At 71.7% G+C, this 20,752-nt stretch carries 6 protein-coding genes (1 of these 6 only partly in view); 2 read left to right on the top strand and 4 right to left on the bottom strand.

Annotation, left to right across the window (positions count from 1 at the left end):
* Positions 1-6 precede the first annotated feature (6 nt).
* Complete coding sequence (gene htpG, locus E1161_RS16630; RefSeq protein WP_207920273.1) at positions 7-1,914, top strand: molecular chaperone HtpG; 1,908 nt, start codon at positions 7-9, stop codon at positions 1,912-1,914.
* Between the two features lie 44 nt (positions 1,915-1,958).
* On the opposite strand, the gene E1161_RS16625 is transcribed toward htpG, so the two are convergent.
* The 4 genes from E1161_RS16625 to E1161_RS16610 all read right to left on the bottom strand — a co-directional run bounded on the left by E1161_RS16625 (position 1,959) and on the right by E1161_RS16610 (position 6,856).
* On the bottom strand, positions 1,959-2,351 hold the full coding sequence (locus E1161_RS16625) for a DoxX family protein (RefSeq protein WP_132624262.1): 393 nt from the start codon (positions 2,349-2,351) through the stop codon (positions 1,959-1,961).
* Positions 2,344-3,129 carry a thioesterase II family protein gene (locus E1161_RS16620; protein ID WP_132624260.1) on the bottom strand — a complete coding sequence of 262 codons (786 nt, stop codon included), beginning with the start codon at positions 3,127-3,129 and terminating at the stop codon, positions 2,344-2,346. Before E1161_RS16620 ends, E1161_RS16625 begins: the two co-directional genes overlap by 8 nt.
* A gap of 105 nt (positions 3,130-3,234) precedes the next feature.
* Positions 3,235-5,091: an ABC transporter ATP-binding protein gene (locus E1161_RS16615; protein WP_132624258.1), complete on the bottom strand. Its 1,857-nt coding sequence runs from the start codon at positions 5,089-5,091 to the stop codon at positions 3,235-3,237.
* Positions 5,075-6,856 (bottom strand): ABC transporter ATP-binding protein, encoded by a 1,782-nt coding sequence (locus tag E1161_RS16610; protein WP_132624256.1) that lies wholly within the window; start codon positions 6,854-6,856, stop codon positions 5,075-5,077. The genes E1161_RS16615 and E1161_RS16610 overlap by 17 nt, the downstream gene beginning before the upstream one ends.
* A 237-nt stretch (positions 6,857-7,093) precedes the next feature.
* Between E1161_RS16610 and E1161_RS16605 the strand changes: the two genes are divergently transcribed.
* Positions 7,094-20,752, top strand: partial view of a type I polyketide synthase gene (locus E1161_RS16605; protein ID WP_235875081.1) — the 5' portion only. The gene runs 13,410 nt beyond the window's last position; only the first 13,659 of its 27,069 coding nucleotides appear in the window; it begins with the start codon at positions 7,094-7,096; its stop codon lies beyond the right edge, outside the window.

Raw genomic sequence — 20,752 nt, 5'->3', positions numbered from 1 at the left:
AGTTCGGTGAGCACACAGGTGGAAACCCACGAGTTCCAGGCCGAAGCGCAGCAGTTGTTGCAGTTGATGGTGCACTCGATCTACTCGAACAAGGACGTCTTCCTGCGGGAGCTGATCTCCAACGCCGCGGACGCCTTGGACAAGCTGCGGTTGGAGACCTTCGTCGACAAGGACCTGCAGGTCGACACCTCCGACCTCCACGTCCAGATCGAGGTGGACCGCGAGCAGCGGACGCTGACGGTGCGGGACAACGGCATCGGGATGTCACGCGCGGAGGTCGTCCAGCTGATCGGCACCATTGCGAAGTCGGGAACGGCCGAGCTGCTGGCCAAGGCGCGCGAGTCCCAGGAGTCCGGTTCGGCGGAACTCATCGGGCAGTTCGGCGTCGGTTTCTACTCCAGCTTCATGGTGGCGGACCGGGTCAGCCTGGTGACCCGTCGCGCGGGTGAGGACGAGGCCACGCGCTGGGAATCCGACGGGAGCGGCACTTACACCGTGGAGACCGTGCAGGAAGCGCCGCAAGGCACCGCGGTGACCCTGCGGCTCAGGCCGGAAGAGGCTGATGACGGTCTCTTCGACTACTCCTCCGAGCACAAGATCCGCGAGCTCGTCCAGCGGTACTCCGACTTCATCACGTGGCCGGTGCGGATGGAGGTGGAGCGCTCCGACGACGACGGCAGCACCAAGCGCGAGATCGAGACCCTCAACTCGATGAAGGCGTTGTGGGCGCGGTCCCGGGACGAGGTCTCCGACGAGGAGTACGCGCAGTTCTACAAGCACGTGAGCCGCGACTGGCGAGACCCGTTGGAGGTCATCGCGGTTTCGGCGGAGGGGACCTTCGAGTACAAGGCGCTGCTGTTCATCCCCTCGCACGCGCCGGGAGACCTGTTCGCCGAAGACCACCGGCAGGGCGTGCAGCTGTACGTCAAGCGGGTGTTCGTGATGGACGAATGCGCGGCGCTGGTTCCGCCCTACCTGCGCTTCGTCAAGGGCGTCGTGGACGCGCAGGACCTGTCGTTGAACGTGTCGCGGGAGATCCTGCAGCAGGACCGGCAGATCACGCTGATGCGTCGCCGCCTGACCAAGAAGGTGCTGTCGGCGGTGAAGCACATGATGTCCGAGGACCACGAGCGGTACGCCACGTTCTGGGCGGAGTTCGGCGCGGCGTTCAAGGAAGGCATCCTCAGCGACGCCGAGAACCGCGACACCATCCTGGAGATCGCGTCGTTCGCGTCCACCCACGACGCCGAGCGGACGACCACGTTGCGGCAGTACGTAGAGCGCATGGGCGAAGCCCAGCGCGACATCTACTTCATGACGGGCGCGTCCCGGTCGATCATCGAGAGCTCGCCGCACATCGAGGCGTTCCGGGCCAAGGGCTACGAGGTGCTGCTGCTCACCGACCCCGTCGACGAGGTGTGGGTGGACTCCGTCGCGGAGTTCGACGGCAAGCCGCTGCGGTCGATCGCCAAGGGCGAGCTGGACCTGGACGCGGAGGAGGACGAGTCCGCCGAACCCGAGCGCGAGCAGCGCCAGGAGGAGTTCGCCGGGCTGCTGTCCTGGATGACCGCGCTGTTGGAAGAGCAGGTCAAGGAGGTGCGGCTGTCCTCCCGGCTGACCACGTCACCAGCGTGCCTGGTCAGCGGCGCGCACGAGATGACTCCGACGATGGAGAAGCTCTACCGCGCGATGGGCCAGGAGCTGCCGCCCACCAAGCGCGTCCTCGAGCTCAACCCCGCCCACGCGCTGGTGGACGGGTTGCGGAAGGCGCACGACGAGCGCGGGGACGCCGCGGGGCTGGCGGAGACCGTCGAGCTCCTGCACGGCTCGGCGGTGCTCGCCGAGGGCGGTGAGCTCACCGATCCAGCTCGCTTCACGCGCCTGCTCGCCGACCACCTCGCCCGCGACCTGTAGCGGACCGGGCTCCGCGCACCTCCGATCGGTGCGCGGAGCCCGGGTCAGCGCTCGAGCGGTGCGGGAAGCCCGGACCAGCGGCGCCACGCGATCAGACCGAGCAGGACGCCCAGGACGACCGTCGCGAAGGCGACCGGGGGCTGGGTCAGCAGGTTCGTCACCGTCGCGCCGATCATGACGCCGACGAGCCCGAGCGCGGCCAGGCCGGTCAGCCTCGGGACGAGCAGCCCGATCGCACCGGCGATCTCGCAGGCGCCGGTGATGTGGCGAAGCCACTGGCCGACACCGACGGCCTCGAAGGTGGCAACCATGGTGGGATCGCCGAGGAACTTGGGGACGGCCGCCATGACGAAGACCGCGGCCAGCAGGACCTGGAGCGCCCACAGGACGACGTTGCCGACCCTGCCGCCGCGCCGCGCGGTCGAGTTCTCAGCCATGCCGGGCCTCCTCCGAGCGCGTCCTCGCGGCTGCGAGCTCGGCTTCGATCTCGAGGTTCACCTCGGTCTGGTGATCGGTGAGAAAGAAGTGCCCTCCGGGGAACTCCCTGAGCCGGAATCCCCCGTCGGTGTGCTGCTTCCAGGCGTTCGCTTCCTCCAGCGTCGTCTTCGGGTCCTCGGTCCCGGTCAGGGCGACGATCGGGGAGCTCACCCTCCGGTCCGGGTCGCAGGCGTACGCCTCGATGGCGCGGTAGTCGTTGCGGATGGCGGGCATGGCCATCCGCAGCAGCTCCTCATCGCCGAAGACCGCCGTGTCGGTGCCGTTCAGCTCCCTGAGCTCGGAGATGATGCCGTTGTCGTCCCGCTTGTGCACCTCTTCGTCGCGCCGCGTGGCCGGTCCGCGCCGACCCGACGCGATCACCGCGTGGGGCGTCCGGGCTCCCCGCTGCTCGAGCCGGTACGCGGTTTCGAAGGCCAGCACGGCGCCCATGCTGTGTCCGAAGAAGACGGTGGGTTTGCCGCTGAGCGCGGCGATCTCGTCGGTCAGCAGGTCGGCGAGCGTCTCGATGTCCTCGACGCACGGTTCGTGGCGCCGGTCCTGGCGGCCCGGGTACTGCAGGGAGACCACATCGGTGTCGGGTGAGAAGCGCGGTGCCAGCGGGTGGAAGAAGCTGGCCGAACCGCCCGCGTGCGGAAAGCAGACGAGCCGCGTCGTGCTCGTCGCGGACGGCCGGTACCGACGAATCCACGCGGTGGTGACATCGTCCTTGGTGTTCAACTTGGTGGCCGATCCTTCCCGGTTGCTGCCATGTCCCCACACCAGTGAAGACGCCCTCGCGCTCGTGAATCCCTAGTCTTCACGCCGACCGTGCCTCCGCGGGGTTCAGGAGGCGTAGAGCCGGGCGTAGGCGCCGTTGGCGGCGAGGAGTTCGTGGTGGGTGCCTCGTTCCACCACCCTGCCCGAGTCCATGACCAGGATCAGGTCGGCGTGGCGGATCGTGGAGAGCCGGTGGGCGATGACGAAGCTCGTCCGCCCGGCCCGCAGCGACGCCATCGCCTGCTGGATGAGCACCTCGGTGCGGGAGTCGACGGAGCTGGTCGCCTCGTCCAGCAGCAGGATCGACGGTTCCGCCAGGAACGCCCTGGCGAGCGTGATGAGCTGCCGCTCACCGGCGCTCACGGTGGACGATTCGTCGTCGAGCACGGTGTCGTAGCCGTCGGGCAGGGAGCGGACGAACCGGTCGACGCACATCGCGCGGGCCGCGTTCACCACCTCCTGCTGCGTCGCCCCCGGCCGCCCGTAGGCGATGTTCTCCGCGATGGTGCCCGCGAACAGCCAGGAGTCCTGCGACACGAGGCCGATCCGCGAGCGGAGGTCTCCGCGGGTCATCGAGGCGACGTCGATGCCGTCGAGCAGGATCCTGCCGCCTTCCAGCTCGTAGAACCGCAGCAGCAGGTTGCCCAGCGTCGACTTGCCCGCCCCGGTCGGTCCGACGATCGCGATGAGCTGGCCGGGCACGGCGGTGAGCGAGAGGTCCTCGATCAGCGGGGTGTCCGGCACGTAGCGGAACGCCACTCGCTGGAAGTCCACCCGCCCGCGCACGCGCGCCGGTCGCACCGGCTGCGGCGGTTCGGGCCGCTGCTCGGGTTCGTCGAGCACCTCGAAGATCCGCCTCGCCGAGGCCATCCCCGACTGGAGCTGGGCGGAGAAGTTGGCCATGTCGATGATGGGCTGGGTGAACATGCCGGAGTACTGCATGAACGACTGCACGCTGCCGATCGACATCGTGCCGCCGGCCACTCGGAGCGCGCCGACCACGGCGACCACCACGTAGTTCAGGTCGGTCACGAACCGCGTGACCGGACCGATCATCCCGGACAGCGCTTGGGCCCGCGACGACGCCTGGTACAGGGACTCGTTGTGCTCGTCGAAGCTGCGCTCGGCGAGTTCTCGGCGGCCGAAGGCCACCACCGTCGAATGCCCGGTGTACATCTCCTCGACGTAGCCGTTGAGCGAGCCGGTGCGCTGCCACCGCTCGGCGAACCGCGGCCGCGCCCGCCTGCTGATCGACAGCGCGGCCACCGCGGCGACCAGCACGCTGACCAGCACCAGACCCGCGAGCATCGGGGAGAGCAGCACCATCACGGTCATGACGCCGACCACCGCGAACAGCGAGTTGACCATGTGACCGAGGGTCTGCTGCAGCGTTCTCTGCAGGTTGTCGACGTCGTTGGTGACGCGGCTGAGCACCTCGCCGCGCGAGTTGCGGTCGAAGTAGTCCAGCGGCAGCCGGGTCAGCTTGTCGCTCACCCGTTCCCGCAGGACGTACATGGTGTGCTGCGCGGTGAACGCCACCACGCGGCCCTGCCCCAGCATGCACAACCCGCTGGCGACGTAGAGCACGAGGATGATCAGCAGCAGCTGGAGGAGCCCTTGGAAGTCGACGCCGTGGCCCGGGACGATGTCGGCGGTGCTGAGCACGTTCGCGAGCGTGTCGTCTCCCCTCGCGCGCAGGTTCGCGATCACCTCCTCCTTGGACGCGCCCGGGGGCAGGCCCCGGCTGACCACGCCCGCGAAGGCCATGTCCGTCGCGTCGCCGACCAGCTTGGGACCGGCGAGGTTGAACGCGGTCGCCGCGGTGCCCAGCACCGCCACCAGCACCAGGCGGAGGCGGTACGGGCGCAGCAGGTCGAGCAACCGCACGACCGTCGACGGCGACTCCCTAACCGCGTTGACCATGCAGCACCCCTCGGATGGTGCGGTTGCCGCGCGGCGGGATGTCCTGCGGAACGGCTTGGGAGTAGGCGATCTCCTGGTAGGTCCGGTTGTAGTAGAGGAGCTGCGCGTGCGTGCCCGCGCCGACCACGCGGCCCTGGTCGAGGACCACGATGCGGTCGGCGTGCCACACCGCGCTGAGCCGCTGCGCAACGATGATCAGGGTCGCGCTCGGCACGTGCCTGGCGAACGAGGCCCGCACCCGCGCCTCGGTCGTGCGGTCCAGGGCGGAGAAGCTGTCGTCGAGCAGGTAGATCTCGGGACGCAGCACCAGGGCCCGTGCGATCGCGAGCCGTTGCCGCTGCCCGCCGGAGAGGTTGGCGCCGCCCTGGGCGACCGGTGCGTCGAGCATCCCGGGCAGCCGCTCGACGAACTCGCCTGCCTGGGCGATGTCCAGCGCGTGCCACAGGTCGTGGTCGTGGGCGCCGGGAGCGCCGAAGCGGAGGTTCGAGGCGATGGTGCCGCTGAACAGGTGCGGCTCCTGCGGGACGATGCCGATGGTGCGGTGCAGCGAGTCCGGGGAGTACTCGCGGACGTCGATGCCGTTGACGTGGACGGTCCCGGTGGTCGCGTCGAACAGCCGCTTCGCGAGGTTGAGCAGGGTCGTCTTGCCGCTGCCGGTGCTGCCGACGATCGCCACGGTCTGGCCGCGCTCGGCGATGAGGGTGATGTCGTGCAGAACCGGTTTCGCCGCACCGGGATACCGGAATCCCGCGGAACGGATTGTCAGCTGCCCGCGGCGCCGCGCGCCGTGGACCGGGTTCGCGTGCGTCGGCACGCTCGTCCCGGTGTCCAGGACCTCCTGGACCCGGCGCACCGAGACCGCAGCGCGCGGCAGGTCGGCGAAGACGATGGTGGCCATGATGATCGCGGTGATGATCAGGGTCACGTAGCCCAGCAGGGCCGAGATCGAGCCGAGCTGCGCCTGGCCGGAGTCGATGCGGCGGGTGGCGAACCAGATGATGGGCAGAGTCGCGGTGTTCATGAGCATCATGACCACCACCGGGACGGTCGCCATCATGCGGCCGACCCGCATCCCGACGCCGAACAGCTCGGAGTTCGCCCCGCTGAACCGGGTTCGCTCGTGGCGGTCGCGGACGAACGCGCGGATGATGCGGATCCCGGTGATCTGCTCGCGCAGCAGGCGGTTGATGTTCTCGACACCGCGCTGCATCCGGGCGTACGTCGGACTGATCCGGATCATGATCACCGTCAGCCCGGTCGCAAGGACGACGACCAGCGCCACGACGATCATCGACAGCGAGACGTCCTGCAGCAGCGCCATCACGACGCCGCCGACGCAGGTGATGACCGCGGCGACGGCGATGTCGAGCAGCGTGACGACCAGCGCCTGCACCTGCTGGACGTCGTTGATGGTGCGGGTGATCAGCGACGGCGCGCCGAACCGGCCGACCTCGCGGGCCGAAATGCCCATGACCCGGCGGAAGACCCGCGAGCGCAGGTCGCGGCCGAGGGAGGCGGACACCCGCGCGCCGACCGCCGCCGCGCCGACGGCGGCGAGGATCTGCAGCAGCGCCACGACGATCATGGCGGTGCCGACGTCGCGGATGTGGGCGACGTCGCCGCGCACGACCCCCCGGTCGACGACGATCGAGTAGAAAGCCGGCTGCAGCAGCGTGGCCATCGTCTGGACGACCTGCAGCACCAGCAGGAGCAGGAGGGCCCGCCGGTACGGCCGGAGATGGGCTTTCAAGAAGATGATCAACAAGGGGCGCTCTCCGGTGGCGGTCAGCGGTCCATGCGCGTCAGTTGACCTCAGTGGAGTCCCGGTAATCCCTAGACTTCGCGGCCGCACCCGCTCGATGCGCTCGGCTCCCTGGCCCGCGGAGAACCCGCTCGAGAACTAGGGGTTTCTGAGCCGTTGCTGCACAACACTTCCCGACGGGTCGTTCCTCCTGCGTGATCGCGTCCAGGTCGGTGGGCCGTCGAAACGGGCGTCGTCGAGATGGGTTTGGTGGAGATGGACAACGAGCAGAAGCTCCGGGATTACCTGCGGCGGGCCAGTGCGGACCTGCAGCGGACCCGGCGGCGGTTGCGGGAAGTGGAGGCCTCGGCGCAGGAACCCATCGCCGTCGTCGGCATCGGCTGCCGCTACCCCGGTGGCGTCACCGGCCCGGAGGACCTGTGGCGGATGGTCGCCGACGGCCAGCACGGCGTCGGGGAGTTCCCGGACGACCGCGGCTGGGACCCGGAGATGCTCGCGATGTCGTCCACCGACCGAGGTGGGTTCCTCAGCGGTGCGGGGGACTTCGACGCCGACTTCTTCGGCATCTCGCCCCGCGAGGCGCTGGGCATGAACCCCCAGCAGCGCGTGGTGCTGGAGGTGACGTGGGAGGCGCTCGAACGCGCCGGGATCGACCCGCACTCCATCAAGGGCACCGAGGCCGCGGTCTTCATCGGTGCGATGAACCAGGACTACCAGCTCGCGCCCGGTGAGGGCGGCGAGGGAACGGCCCTGCTCGGCAGCTCCCAGAGCGTCATCTCCGGTCGGATCTCCTACACCCTGGGCCTGGTCGGCCCCGCGGTCACGCTGGACACCGCCTGCTCCTCCTCGCTGGCGGCCATGCACATGGCCACGCACGCGCTGCGCAACGGGGAGTGCTCGCTGGCCCTCGCCGGTGGTGTCACGGTGATGGCGAACCCGGCGACCTTCATCGAGTTCAGCCGTCAGGGCGGCCTGTCACCGGACGGCCGCTGCCGGTCGTTCGCCGACGCCGCGAACGGGACGGGGTGGGCCGAAGGCGCGGGCGTGCTGGTCCTGGAGCGGTTGTCCGACGCGCAGCGCAACAGCCACGACGTCCTCGCGGTGCTGCGCGGTTCCGCGGTCAACCAGGACGGCGCGTCCAACGGCCTCACCGCGCCCAACGGACCGTCGCAGCAGCGGGTCATCCAGCAGGCGCTGGTCAACGCCCGGCTGACAGGCGACCAGATCGACGCCGTCGACGCCCACGGCACCGGCACCACGCTCGGTGATCCCGTCGAGGCGCAGGCGCTGCTGGCCACCTACGGGCGCAACCGCGACGAGAACCGGCCGCTGCTGCTCGGCTCGGTCAAGTCGAACATCAGCCACACGCAGGCCGCCGCCGGTGTCGCCGGCGTCATCAAGATGATCATGGCGATGCGGCACGGGGTGGTGCCTCGCACGCTGCTCGTCGACGAGCCGTCCTCGCACGTCGACTGGTCCGCGGGCGCCGTGCGCCTGGTCACCGAGAACACGCCCTGGCCGGAGACCGGCGAACCGCGCCGCGCGGCCGTGTCCTCGTTCGGCCTCAGCGGCACCAACGCGCACACCATCATCGAGCAGGCCCCTGCCGCCGCACCGCACGTCGAGGCAAGTCCCGCCCCGGTGGGGGTGGTGCCGGTGGTGGTGTCCGGGCGCAGTCGCGGGGCGCTGCAAGAGCAGGCGGCGCGCCTGAGCGCTGCGGAGGGCAGCCTGCTCGACATCGCGCACTCCGCGGCGACCACCCGGTCCAGCTTCGAGCAGCGCGCGGTCGTCCTCGCCGAGGACGCCACGGCGTTGCGCACCGCGCTCGACGAGCTCTCGCGCGGTGAGGAGCCGGGAGCCCGCGTGGTGCAGGGCGTCGCGCAGGGAAGGGACAAGCAAGCGCACCTGTTCACCGGCCAGGGCGCTCAGGACCCGGGCATGGGGCGCGAGCTCCACGCGCGGTTCCCGGTCTTCGCCGAGGCGCTGGAGGAGGTCCTCGAACACCTCGACCCCGCGCTCCGGGACGTGATGTGGGGCGATGACGGCGAGGCGCTGGAGCAGACGGAGTTCGCCCAGCCCGCCCTGTTCGCCGTCGAAGTGGCGCTGCACCGGCTCGTGGAGTCGTGGGGCCTCAAGCCCGATTTCGTCGCCGGACACTCGATAGGCGAGATCGCCGCCGCGCACGTCGCGGGGGTCTTCTCGCTCGAAGACGCCGCGAAGCTCGTCACCGCCCGCGGCAGGCTCATCCAGGCGCTGCCGCCGGGCGGCGCGATGCTGGCCATCGCCGCGACGGAAGTCGAAGTGCTGCCGCACCTCGCCGGCGAGGCATCGATCGCCGCGATCAACAGCCCGAACGCGGTCGTCGTCTCGGGCGCCGAGGACGCCGTCGCCTCGGTCGAGGCCGCCTTCGCCGCCGAAGGGCGCAAGACCAGCAGGCTGCGCGTGTCGCACGCCTTCCACTCGCCGCTGATGGAACCCGCGCTCGACGAGTTCCGCGCGGTGCTGGCGGAACTGTCGCTGGAAGCCCCGCGGATCCCGCTGGTGTCGACGGTGACCGGCGAGCAGGTGCGGCTGGAACAGGTCACCTCCGTTGACTACTGGGTCGATCAGGTCCGCCGGACGGTGCGCTTCGCCGCCAGCGTGCGCTGGATGCACGAGCACGGCGTGGCCTCGTTCCTCGAACTCGGACCGGACGGCGTGCTGTCGGCGATGGCGCAGGACTGCGTGGACGGCGTCTCCGCCGCACCCGCGATGCGGTCCGGTCGCCCGGAGGTCGAGACGATCACCACCGCGCTGGCGAACGCGCACGTTCGCGGTGTCGCGGTGAACTGGGCGGAGTACTTCGCCGGAACGGGCGCGCGTCGCGTCGACCTGCCCACCTACGCCTTCCAGCGGAAGCGCTTCTGGCCCAAGGGCGGTGGGTTCGGGTTCAACGATCCGCGAGCCGCCGGGTTGGGCACCGCGCACCACCCGCTGCTGTCCGCCGCTGTGTCGCTCGCCGACTCCGACGGGGTGCTGCTCACCGGCAGGTTGGCGCGGCAGTCGCACCCGTGGCTGGTGGACCACGCGGTCAACGGCACCGTGCTGCTGCCGGGCACCGCCTTCATCGAACTCGCGATCCGCGCTGGTGATGAGGTCGGTTGCGATCGCGTCGACGACCTCGCGCTGACCGCACCGCTGGTGCTGCCCGAGCGCGGCGGTGTCCAGGTGCAGCTGTGGATCGGCAAACCGGACGAGTCCGGTCAGCGCGCGGTGACGATCTACTCGCGGCCGGAGGCCGAGGACGAGCAGCCGTGGACCCAGCACGCGAGCGGCACGCTCGCGGTGGGGGAGACGACGGCGTCGTTCGACTCCGCCACCTGGCCGCCCGCCGGGGCCGGCCCCGTGGACGTCGGCGGTTGCTACGAGCGCTTCGCAGCGCAGGGCTTCGAGTACGGTCCGGCGTTCCAGGGACTGCGCGCCGCGTGGCGCGGTTCCGACGGCGCGGTGTACGCCGAGGTCGAGCTGCCCGAGGACGTCGAGCCGGCCGGATTCGGCCTGCACCCGGCCTTGCTGGACTCCGCCCTGCACGCCGCGCTGCTCGCCGGTCTGGGCGAGGCGGGCGTGCCGTTCTCGTGGGAAGGCGTGTCGTTGCACGCGACCGGCGCTTCCGCCCTGCGGGTGCGACTGGCGCGCGGCGCAGGCGGTTCCCTGACCATCGCCGCCGCCGACGGCGCGGGCGCACCGGTCGCCTCGGTGGATTCCCTCGTCCTCCGCGCCCCCGACGGCGGATCGGCGTCGTCCACCAGGGCCACCGGGTCCGGTGTGGACAGGGACTCACTGTTCCGCATCGACCTCGTTCCGGTGACGGATCACTCCTGGGATCAGGTACCGCAGCACGGGAGCGGTCCGGATGCCGCGGGGTTCGCGGTGGTTGGCGAGGACGTGTTCGGGCTTGGGGGTGTCCCGGGGGACGCTGACGTGCTCGTCGTGCCGGTCGTGGGTGGTGACGACGTCGTCGGGTCGGCGCACGCGGTGGCTGAGCGTGCGCTGGAGCTGGTGCAGGAGCACCGGGCTGAGAAGGTCGTGTTCGTGACGAGTGCCGGGGACCTAGCCGCGTCCGCGGCCTGGGGTCTGGTGCGTTCCGCGCAGTCCGAACACCCGCACAGCTTCGGGCTCGTGGAGATCGACTCCGCAGAGGCGTCCCGCACCTTGCTGCCGCAGGTGCTGGGGTCCGACGAACCGCAGCTGCTGCTGCGCGACGGCGAGGTGCGCGCCCCGCGACTGGTGCGTGCCGAGTCCGCACCGGCGTCCTCCACCACCTGGGACGGAACGGTCCTGATCACCGGCGGCACCGGCGGGTTGGGCGCGGTCGTCGCCCGGCACCTGGTCACCGAGCACGGCGTTCGGGACCTGCTGCTCGTGAGCCGACGCGGCGAAGCGGGCGAGCTCGTCACCGAGCTGACGGAGCTGGGTGGCCGGGTGCAGGTCGCGGCGTGCGACGTCGCCGACCGGGACGCGCTCGCGGAACTGCTCGCGCAGCACGAGGTGGGAGCCGTCGTGCACGCCGCAGGTGTGCTCGACGACGGCGTGGTCGACGCGCTCACGCCGGAACGGCTGCGCACCGTGCTGCGGCCGAAGGTCGACGCCGCGTGGAACCTCCACGAGCTGACCGGAGACCTCTCCGCGTTCGTCCTGTTCTCCTCGGTCGCCGGAGCCTTCGGCAACGCCGGGCAGGGCAACTACGCGGCCGGCAACGTCTTCCTCGACGCGCTGGCCGAGCACCGGCGGGCCGAGGGCCTGCCCGCGGTCTCGCTGGCGTGGGGCGCGTGGCAGCAGGATGGCATGCTTTCGGAGGCCGAGGCCGAACGCATGGCCCGCGTGGGCATGCCGCCGCTGTCGGTGGCGGAAGGCCTCCGGCTCTTCGACGCGGCGATCGCGGGCGACCAGCCGGTCGTCGTCCCGGCCAAGCTGGACCTGGCGGCGATGCGCGCCCGCGGCGAGGTTCCCGCTTTGCTGCGCGGGCTCATCCGCACCCGGACGCGCCGCCAGGCTGCCGGGTCGCAGACCGCGGACACGCTCATCCAGCGCCTGAGCGCGCTGTCCGAGGACGATCGCCGGTCCGCGGTGCTGGACCTGGTGCGTGGCCGGATCGCGGCGGTGCTCGGTCACGCCGGTGGCGACGAGATCGACCCCGATCGCCAGTTCCAGGATTTCGGTTTCGATTCGCTGACGGCGGTGGAGCTGCGCAACCAGCTCAGCGCCGTCACCGGCCTGCGGCTCCCGGCGACGATGGTGTTCGACTACCCGACGCCGACCGCGCTGACCGCTCACCTGGTCGGTGAGCTCTTCGGCGAGGAGGTCGAGGCCCGGCCGACCAACGGTGCGCGCACGAGCGACGAGGACGACCCGATCGTCCTGGTCGGGATGGGCTGCCGCTACCCGGGCGGTGTCGGTTCGCCGGACGAGTTGTGGCGCCTGATCGACGAGGGCGGCGACGCCGTGTCCGGGCTGCCGACCAACCGGGGCTGGGACCTCGAGCGGCTGTACCACCCCGATCCCGACCACCCGGGCACCTCCTACGCGCGGTTCGGTGGGTTCCTGCACGACGCGGGGGAGTTCGACGCAGGGTTCTTCGGCATGTCGCCGCGCGAGGCGCTGGCGACCGACGCGCAGCAGCGCCTCCTGCTGGAGGTCGCCTGGGAGGCCGTCGAGCACGCCGGGATCGACCCGAGGTCGCTGCGCGGCAGCCCGACCGGTGTGTTCGCCGGTGTCATGTACAGCGACTACGGCGCCGGACTCGGCGGGGGTGACTTCGAGGGCTTCCAGGGCAGCGGCACGTCCCCGAGCGTCGTCTCCGGACGCGTCTCCTACACGCTGGGGTTGGAGGGACCTGCGGTCACCGTCGACACCGCGTGCTCGTCGTCGCTGGTCGCCATGCACTGGGCGATGCAAGCCCTGCGAGCCGGTGAGTGCTCGCTCGCGCTCGCCGGTGGCGTCACGGTCATGTCGACGCCGACCGCGCTCATCGAGTTCTCCCGGCAGCGGGGTCTGTCCCCGGACGGTCGCTGCAAGGCCTTCTCGGACTCCGCCGACGGCGTCGGCTGGTCCGAGGGCGTCGGCGTCGTCGTGCTGGAGCGGATGTCCGACGCGCGCCGCAACGGCCACCGGGTCCTCGGCGTGGTGCGCGGTTCCGCGGTGAACCAGGACGGCGCGTCCAACGGCCTGATGGCACCGAACGGTCCCGCGCAGCAGCGCGTGATCCGCTCCGCGCTCGCCAGCGCCGACCTGAAACCGTCCGATGTGGACGTCGTCGAGGCGCACGGGACGGGTACCTCGCTCGGTGACCCGATCGAGGCGCAGGCGCTGCTGGCGACCTACGGCCAGGACCGCGAGCAGCCGCTGCTGCTCGGCTCGGTCAAGTCGAACATGGGCCACACCCAGGCCGCCGCCGGTGTTGCCGGTGTCATCAAGATGGTGCAGGCGATGCGGCACGGCGTCGTGCCGAAGACGCTGCACGTCAACGACCGGTCCTCGCGCGTCGACTGGTCGGAGGGCTCCGTCGAGCTCCTGACCGAGCGCACCGTCTGGCCGCACCAGGACCGGCCCTGGCGCGCGGCCATCTCGTCGTTCGGCATCAGCGGGACCAACGCGCACCTGATCATCGAGCAGCCGCCGGAGGAAGCCGCCGCGGACTCCGGCGCGGAGGAACCGCACGCGGTGCCCGTGCTGCTGTCCGCTCGGACGCGCCACGGGGTTCGCGCGCAGGCGTCGCGGCTGCGTTCCCACCTGGACGCGCACGCGACCACGGGCCTCACCGATCTCGGCTACTCCTCGGCCACCTCGCGGACGGCCTTCGAGCAGCGGGCCGCGATCGTCGCGGAGGACCGCGACTCGCTGCTGCGGGCCCTCGACGCGCTGGCGGCCGATCGCGCCGATCCTGCGGTCGTCACCGGTGACGGTGAGACCGGTCGGGTGGCATTCCTGTTCTCCGGGCAGGGTTCGCAACGGGTCGGCATGGGGCGCGCGCTCCACGCGCGGTACCCCGCTTTCGCCGAGGCGCTGGACGAGGTGCTGACCCACCTCGACCCGGCGCTGCGCGACCTGATGTGGGGCGACGACCAGGAACTGCTGAACCGGACCGGGAACGCGCAGCTGGCGCTGTTCGCGGTCGAGGTCGCGCTGTTCCGGTTGGTGCGCTCGTGGAACGTCAAGGTCCACGCGCTCGCCGGGCACTCGGTCGGCGAGATCGCCGCCGCGCACGTGGCAGGCGTCCTGTCGCTGGAGGACGCCTGCCGGCTGGTGTCGGCACGCGCCTCGCTGATGCAGGCGCTGCCCACTGGTGGCGCCATGGTCGCTGTGCAGGCCGGTGAGGACGAGGTCGTGGCGCACTTGACCGATGGCGTTTCCATCGCGGCGGTGAACGGTCCTGGCTCGGTCGTGCTGGCCGGTGTCGAGGAGGAGGTGCTGGGGATCGCGCAGCGCTGGAAGTCCAAGCGCCTGCGGGTGTCGCACGCCTTCCACTCGCGGCTGGTGGAGCCGATGCTCGAGGATTTCCGGGAGGCGATCGGAGGACTGACGTTCCGGGCCCCGGAGATCCCCGTCGTCACCTCGGGTGACGTGACCTCGCCCGAGCACTGGGTGAGCCACGTCCGCGACACCGTGCGGTTCGCCGACAACGTCGCGGCGCTGCGCGATTCGGGCGTCACGACGTTCCTGGAGATCGGCCCGAGCGGCGCGCTGTCGGCCCTGGTCGACGAGTGCGTTCCGCTGCTGCGCGACGACCGCGACGAACCGGGCGCGGTGGTCGCGGCCCTCGCGCGGTTGCACGTGCACGGGGCGCGGGTGGACTGGTCCGCGCACTTCGCGGGGACCGGCGCCAAGCGCGTCGACCTGCCGACCTACGCCTTCCAGCACGAGCACTACTGGCCGGTGTCCGCGGCCGGGCCCGCCGCAGGTGGGCAGACCGATCCGGCGGACCGGCGCCTGTGGGCGGCGATCGAACGTGGTGACGCCGCCGAGCTGGCTTCGATGCTGCGGTTGGATCTCGACGAGCACCCGCAGCTGGATTCGCTGATCCCCGCGTTGTCCTCGTGGCGCAGGGGGAGTCAGGACAAGGCGCGGCTCGACGCGTGGCGCTACCGGGTGCTGTGGGCTCCGCTGCGCGCGACGGGAACACCCGCTCTGGAGGGCAGTTGGCTGCTGATCGCGTCCGCCGGAACCCACGACGACCTCGTGGAGCCGGTGCGGGCGGCGCTGAGCGCGGCAGGTGCCGAGGTGTCGGTGGTGCTGCTCGACGAGTCGTGCCTCGACCCGGAGGTGCTGGCCGCGCGGCTGCCGGAGTGCACCGGCGCGGTGTCGCTGGTCGCCCTGGACGAGCGGCGGTGCGCGCAACACCCCGCGCTGTCGGTCGGTCTCGGTCTCACCCTGGCGCTCACCCAAGAGCTCAACGCTCCACTGTGGACCATCACGCGCGGTGCGGTGAGCACCGGGCCCGCCGACGGGGTCGGGTCCGCCGGGCAGGCCGCGATCTGGGGCTTCGGGCGGGTGGCCGCGCTGGAGCACCCGCAGCGGTGGGCCGGTCTGATCGACCTGCCCGAGGTGCTGGACGAGCGCGTGGCGCAGCGCCTCGTCTCGGTGATCGCCGGGGTCGGTCGGGACCGGACCGAGGACCAGGTGGCGGTGCGCCCGACCGGTCTGCTCGGCAGGCGGCTCGTGCACCGCACCGCCGACGCGCTGCCGTCCGAGGACTCCTGCACCGCTCGCGGCACCGTCCTCATCACCGGCGGCACGGGGGCGCTCGGCGCGGAGACCGCCCGCTGGCTCGCCCGGTGCGGAGTGGAGCGGCTGGTGCTCACCAGCCGGCGCGGCAACGACGCACCCGGTGCGGCGGAGCTGGCCGCGGAACTGGAGGCGTGCGGACCGCGCGTCGAGATCGTCGCCTGCGACGTCGCCGACCGCGACGCCATCGGCGCGGTGCTCGACGGCATCCCCGACCTGACCGGGGTCGTGCACGCCGCGGGTGTCGGGCAGTCCGCACCGCTGGAGCGGACCTCGCACGCCGATTTCGCCGACCTGCTCTCGGCCAAGGCCCTCGGCGCGGTGAACCTGAACGACCTGCTCGCCGACCGCGAGCTCGACCTGTTCGTGGTCTTCAGCTCCATCGCCGGCGTGTGGGGAAGCGGTGGCCAGAGCGCCTACGCGGCCGGCAACGCGCTGCTCGACGCCCTGGTCGAACAGCGCGCGGCACGCGGCCTCGCCGCGACTTCGGTGGCCTGGGGGCCGTGGGCCGAGATCGGCATGGCGACGCACGAGGCGGTGGCCGAAGACCTGTCCCGCCGCGGCCTGACCCCCCTGCAGCCGGACCTGGCGATCACCGAGCTCAACCGGGCGGTGGTGCAGGGCGACACGAACGTCACGGTCGCCGACGTCGACTGGGAGGACTTCCACCCGGTCTTCACCGCGATGCGGCCGAGTCCGCTGCTCGCCGACCTGCCGGAAGTGCGCGGGCTCGCGGACGACACCGTGGAGGCCACCGAGGACTCCGACTTCGCCCGGCGGCTCCGGAACCTGCCCGCGGCCGACCAGGAACGCCACGTCCTCGACCTGGTCCGCGCCGAGGCGGCGGCGGTCCTCGGGCACAGCTCCGTCGAGGAGGTGGGGGAGCAGCGGGCCTTCCGCGACATCGGGTTCGACTCGCTGACCGCCGTGGAGCTGCGCAAGGAGCTCTCCTCGGCCACCGGTCTGAGCCTCCCGGCCACCCTGGTCTTCGACCACCCGACCCCGAGAGTGCTCGCCGACCACCTGGTGGGCGAGCTGCTCGGCGCGTCCGAGGACGACGTCGCGCGGCGTCCGCACCTCGACGGCTCCACCGACGAACCGATCGCGATCATCGGCATGAGCTGCCGATTCCCCGGCGGCGCCACGAGTCCCGAGGAGTTCTGGGAGCTCGTCAAGACCGGCACCGACGCGATCACGGAGTTCCCGGGCGACCGGGGCTTCGACGTGTCGGCGCTGCACGATCCGGACCCCGACCGCCCCGGCACCACCTACACCACCGCCGGTGGCTACCTCGACGAGGCCGCCGATTTCGACCCGGCGTTCTTCGGGATCTCGCCCCGCGAGGCGCTGGGCATGGACCCGCAGCAGCGGCTGCTGCTGGAGACGACCTGGGAGGCCATCGAGCGCGCGGGCATCGACCCGGCCGCGCTGCGCGGCACCAGCACCGGCGCGTTCATCGGTTCCAGCTACATCGAGTACGGCGGAGGTGACGGCGGCTCCGAGGGCTACCAGGTCACCGGCAGCAGCCCGAGCGTGCTGTCCGGGCGCGTGTCCTACCTGTTCGGCCTCGAAGGCCCCGCGGTCACCGTCGACACGGCGTGCTCCTCGTCGCTCGTGGCGCTGCACCTGGCCTGCCAGTCCCTGCGCAGCGGGGAGAGCACGTTCGCGCTCGCCGGTGGCGTGACGGTCATGCCGAACCCCAAGCCGCTGATCGCCTTCAGCCACCAGCGCGCGCTCGCCGAAGACGGCCGCTGCAAGGCGTTCTCCGACTCGGCGGACGGCATGACCCTGTCCGAGGGCGTCGGCGTGCTGGTGGTCGAACGCCTCTCCGACGCCGAGCGCAACGGGCACCAGGTGCTCGCCGTGGTGCGCGGATCGGCGGTGAACCAGGACGGCGCGTCCAACGGCTTGTCCGCGCCGAATGGACCTTCGCAGCGCCGGGTCATCAGGCAGGCGCTCGCCAACGCCGGCGTCGAACCGTCCGAAGTGGACGCCATCGACGCGCACGGGACCGGTACCGCGCTCGGTGACCCGATCGAGGCGCAGGCGCTGCTGGCGACCTACGGCCAGGAGCGCGACGCGGACCGCCCGCTGCTGGTCGGCTCGGTGAAGTCCAACATCGGGCACACCCAGTCCGCCGCCGGTGTGGCCAGCGTGATCAAGATGGTGATGGCCCTGCGGCACGGCACGTTGCCGGAGACCCTGCACTGCGGCACGCCGTCCACGCACGTGGACTGGAGCTCCGGTGCGCTCTCGCTGCTGCACGACGCGCAGGACTGGCCGGAGACCGGACGGGCCCGCCGGTGCGCGGTGTCGTCGTTCGGGATCAGCGGCACCAACGCGCACGTCATCCTGGAAGGCACCGCGAGCGAGCAGACCTCCCCCGTCGTCACCGCGCACCAGGGGCCTGTCCCGTGGCCGGTCTCGGCCAAGTCGGCGCGAGCCCTCGACGCCCAGATCGAGCGCGTGCAGCAGGTCGCCGCCGACCCCGCCGACATCGGTTACTCGCTGACGCTGCGGTCGCTGCTGGAGCACCGCGCGGTGCTGCTCGACGGCGTCGAAGTCGCTCGCGGCGTCGCCGACGTGGACGGCAAGGTCACCTTCGTCTTCCCCGGCCAGGGCGCGCAGTGGGTCGGGATGGGTGCGCAGCTGCTCGACGAGTCGCCCGTCTTCGCCGACCGCTTCTACGAGTGCGCCGCCGCGCTGGCCCCGTTCACGGACCTCTCGCTCGTCGACGTCGTCCGCGGCGCGGAGTCGCTGGACCGCGTGGACGTCGTGCAGCCCGCGACCTGGGCCGTGATGGTGTCGCTGGCCGAGGTGTGGCGCTCCCACGGCGTCGAACCGGACGCCGTCATCGGCCACTCCCAGGGCGAGATCGCCGCCGCCTGCGTCTCCGGCGCCCTGTCGCTGCAGGACGCGGCGCGGGTCGTCGCCTTGCGCAGCAAGGCGATCGCGGGCTCGCTCGCCGGACGCGGCGGCATCGCCTCCGTCGCGCTGGCCGCCGGGGAGATCGAGCCGCGGCTCGCCGAGTGGGACGGCCGGCTGTCGCTGGCAGCCACCAACGGCCCTCGCTCCGTGGCCATCTCGGGTGACCTGGACGCGCTCGACGAGTTCTGCGCGACGCTGACCGGCGAAGGCGTGCGGGTGCGCCGGATCGAGGTGGACTACGCCTCGCACTCCCGGCACGTCGAGGACCTGCACGACGAGCTGCTGCGCGAGCTGCACCCGATCCGGCCGCAGCGCCCCGGAGTGCCGTTCTTCTCCACCGTCACCGGCGAGCGGATCGACGGTCCGGACACCGACGCCGAGTACTGGTACCGCAACCTTCGCCGCACGGTGCGCTTCACCGAGACCGTTGACACCCTGCTCACCTCCGGGCACCACGCGTTCATCGAGGTGAGCGCGCACCCGGTGCTCACCCCGGGCGTGCAGGACGCGATCGACGACGCCGGAGCCCGCGCGGTCGCGTGCGGCACGCTGCGTCGCGACGCCGGTGGCGTGGACCGGGTGCTCAGCTCGCTCGCCGAGGCGTTCGTCCGCGGCGTCGGAGTGGACTGGGCCGAGCAGTTCCCGGACGCCCGGCGGGTGGACCTGCCGACCTACCCCTTCCAGCGCGAGCGGTTCTGGATCGAGCCCGCCATGCCGGAGCAGACCGAGGCGGATACGGCCGACGCGGCTTTCTGGACCGCCGTCGAGCAGTCCGACCTCGCCGCGCTCACCTCCAGCCTGCACGTCGACGAGGAATCCCTGGCCGCCGTGCTCCCCGCGCTGAACTCCTGGCGCGAGCGCAACCGCGAGAAGTCCACGACGGACTCCTGGCGCTACCGGGTCGCGTGGAAGCCGTTGCGCGGCTTGGGCGACCCGAAGCTCACCGGTACCTGGGTGCTCGTCACCGCGGACGGCATCGCCGACGACGACGTGTCGGCGGCGCTCGCCGATCACGGAGCCGCCGTGCACCGCGTCGTCCTCGACGAGGCGTGCGCGGACCGCGCGGAGCTCGCGCAGCGGCTCCACGGCGTGGACGCCACCGGGGTGGTCTCGGTGCTGCCCTCCGCTGAGGAAACCACCGGGGCGAGCGCGGACCTGCCGATCGGGCTCGTGCTCACCGTCGCCCTCCTCCAGGCGCTCGGCGACGCCGGCATCAACGCTCCGCTGTGGAACCTCACGCGGGGCGCCGTGTCCACCGGCCGGTCCGACGACGTCGAGCACCCGACCCAGGCGCTGGCCCTCGGACTCGGCTGGTCGGCCGCGCTGGAACACCCGCAGCGCTGGGGCGGTTCGATCGACGTGCCGGAGGAGTTGGACCAGCGCGGTGCCCGCCGGTTCGCGGCGGTGCTGGGCCAGCCCGGCGACGAGGACCAGGTCGCCGTTCGCACCAACGGCGTGCTCGTCCGCCGGCTCGTCCGCGCCCCGGCCCGGGCCGATCGGCCCGGTGAGTGGTGCCCGCGGGGCACCACGATCATCACCGGCGGAACGGGCACGCTCGGACCGCACGTCGCCCGCTGGCTGGCGCACCTGGGCGCCGAGCGCCTTGTGCTCACCAGCCGCAGCGGTCCGGAAGCGCCCGGCGTCGCCGAACTCGTCCACGAACTGGGCGAGCTCGGCACCCCGACCACGGTCGTCGCCTGCGACATCGCCGACCGCGATTCGGTCGCCGCGCTGCTCGACGGGCTGCGCGCCGACGGCCACCAGATCCGCTCGGTCGTGCACGCGGCCGCCAGCATCGGGTTGTGCTCGATCGACGAAGCCACCGTCGACGCCCTCGCCGAGGTGCTGCGCGCCAAGGTCGAGGGCGCGCGGAACCTGGACGCGTTGCTGGAGGAGGACCTCGACGCGTTCGTGATGTTCTCCTCGATCTCCGGCATGTGGGGCAGTGGCGAGCACGCCGCCTACGTGGCGGGCAACGCCTACCTCAACTCGCTGGCGGCCCACCGCCGCGCCCGCGGCCTGCGGGCGACCGCGATCTCGTGGGGCATCTGGTCCGACGACCTCGGACTCGGCCGCGTCGACCCGGAGCAGATCCGCCGCAGCGGCCTGGAATTCATGGAGGCGCGGCTGGCGCTGGCCTCGTTGCAGCGGGCGATCGAGGACGACGAGACGGAGCTCGCCCTCGCGCACGTCGCCTGGGACCGGTACCAC

The sequence above is a fragment of the Saccharopolyspora aridisoli genome (assembly GCF_004348445.1).
GTDB classification, from domain to species: Bacteria; Actinomycetota; Actinomycetes; order Mycobacteriales; family Pseudonocardiaceae; genus Saccharopolyspora; species Saccharopolyspora aridisoli.
The sequence above is the reverse complement of the archived record's forward strand: the minus strand, read 5'-3'. Positions and strand labels throughout refer to the sequence as shown.

Bases quoted from the DNA above. Each gene is read 5' to 3' on its own strand.
- E1161_RS16625 (WP_132624262.1), bottom strand. From the start codon at position 2,351: ATGGCTGAGAACTCGACCGCGCGGCGCGGCGGCAGGGTCGGCAACGTC.
- E1161_RS16615 (WP_132624258.1), bottom strand. From the start codon at position 5,091: ATGGTCAACGCGGTTAGGGAGTCGCCGTCGACGGTCGTGCGGTTGCTC.